The organism is Vibrio sp. 2130-1 (genome assembly GCF_033339515.1).
Map to the genome: position 1 here is coordinate 1 of NZ_JAWOUT010000053.1, position 1,793 is coordinate 1,793.

The following is a 1,793-nucleotide window of genomic DNA, read 5'->3' on the forward strand; positions in this document are numbered from 1 at the left end:
CCCACCCAAGTCACTTTAGCCGTTTGCTCACCAGAGGCATCCGTACTCCCTGGTGACTCAACCTTGACGGAGTCGGTATCTGCCTTGAAGACAACATCGTAGCCCACAAGTGGGTTCTCGTTAAAATCATCGAGTTCCGCCTTCACCTCGTTTGAGCCGTTGTATGGTGCATTGTTAACGGTGGTATTCAGAGTTAACTTCGCCGTATTCACATCCCCAATAAAGGTGACGCTCTCAGAGACAGTAATACCTTCATATTCCGCATTGAGCGTAACCAACTCCGCTTTATGGTTCGTCACTTCAAATACCGCCAGTCCAGACTCGTCCGTGACCTCACTGGTAGACCCCAATTGTCCCTCTGTACCTTCACTCAAATACGCTGTAACTACAAGCCCTTCGGCATCAGAACCAAAGCCAGGCGTCACTCTCACCGCCACTGTGGCTTTATCCGCTTGGTCTGCTATAGCTTCTAGTTTGGAGTCAGGCAGTGAGACCTCCAATTCACCTTGACTTATACAGGTTAGATTCATTGCCTCCTGACCGTCATTTGGCACTGTATAGCCACTGTCCAATTTCACGTAATGTGACTGCCCATCCACCTGAGCATAATAATTTTTTTTGACGGCTTGCAAAGGCCAGTTCTCAGCGGGAATATCAACATTCCTATCTAACTCCTTCAATTGCTCTACCGTTGGCACCGATGCACCAATCGATTCACAATACTTCATCGCCGATTCGAAATTAAATAGCGCAATTTGTATTGCAGGGTCATAATTCGTATCCAAATGACTGCCATTGAATACAACCCCTGCATCTAACGCCTCTCGCGTGGTCAATGGCGCGGTAAACACATCCGCCCCATATCGAATAGGGCCCCATTTCGCGAGTTGGTCATCGTCCACGACCTCAATGCGCATCAACCCCATCTCATACGTACCCTGATGGTCACTGACTGCAAATGCGATATCATGATAGCCAGCATCTGAGCTTTCAAAATAAAACTTTTTATTGTACATATCTTCAGGAGCAACGGGGCGAACTTGTGCGTTGAAGGCTTGAAGGTAAACTAACTGATAGTCATCACCATCAGGGCTGGTGACGTACGGAGAAATATCTATCTCTACTTGAGTAGAGGCTTCCACCTCTTTCGGATAAATAATATTTTCCTGCACTGTTAAACCTTGATTTGCCTCTGCTGAGATAGCTATATCAACCTGCCCCAGGCGGGGGTTTTGCTCCGCATCAGTAAAGCTGAACAGAATGCGGTCGATGCCGGTGAAGTCACTTTCCGGCGTATACGTGAGGGTCTGATTAACCACATCCACATCGACAAGGGCGTTGTGGTTATACGGCAAGGTCACCTCTTCCGATAGCGTCCAGTCGGAAACATCCAAACCTATAGCATCAAACTGCGCGTGTAAATCCACGCTGACTGGTGTGTTTTTCAAGGTCGCGTTGGTCAGTGGTGGCAACTCTGCATCAGCTGATATCTCAGTCGTAGCCAGTCGCACCAGTGCTGAGTTTGACGTGTTGCTCAAGCTTTGAGAGACCACCGACTTGCCGTTGGCACTTTCCGCAAAATAACGATAGTCACACGCTTTTTTAGTGTCCCCTGCCACATAAAACTGGGTGTCCGTTTGCCCCACCACCTGACAGGCTGCATCCGACGATAACGCCTCTACCCGTGTCAGTTTAAATGGACTGTTGTCAGAGGTAGTCACATATTGGCTTAGATTCACTTCGTGATGTTCAGCCGAAGGCGTATACACTAAGTTGGCATCTTTTAAGCTTAA

The 1,793-nt window shown here is 48.1% G+C and carries 1 protein-coding gene; it reads right to left on the bottom strand.

The features are described from left to right. Positions 1–1,793 (bottom strand): Ig-like domain-containing protein (locus R7Q09_RS24145; RefSeq protein WP_318071323.1); only part of this gene is annotated, 1,793 nt, incomplete at both ends.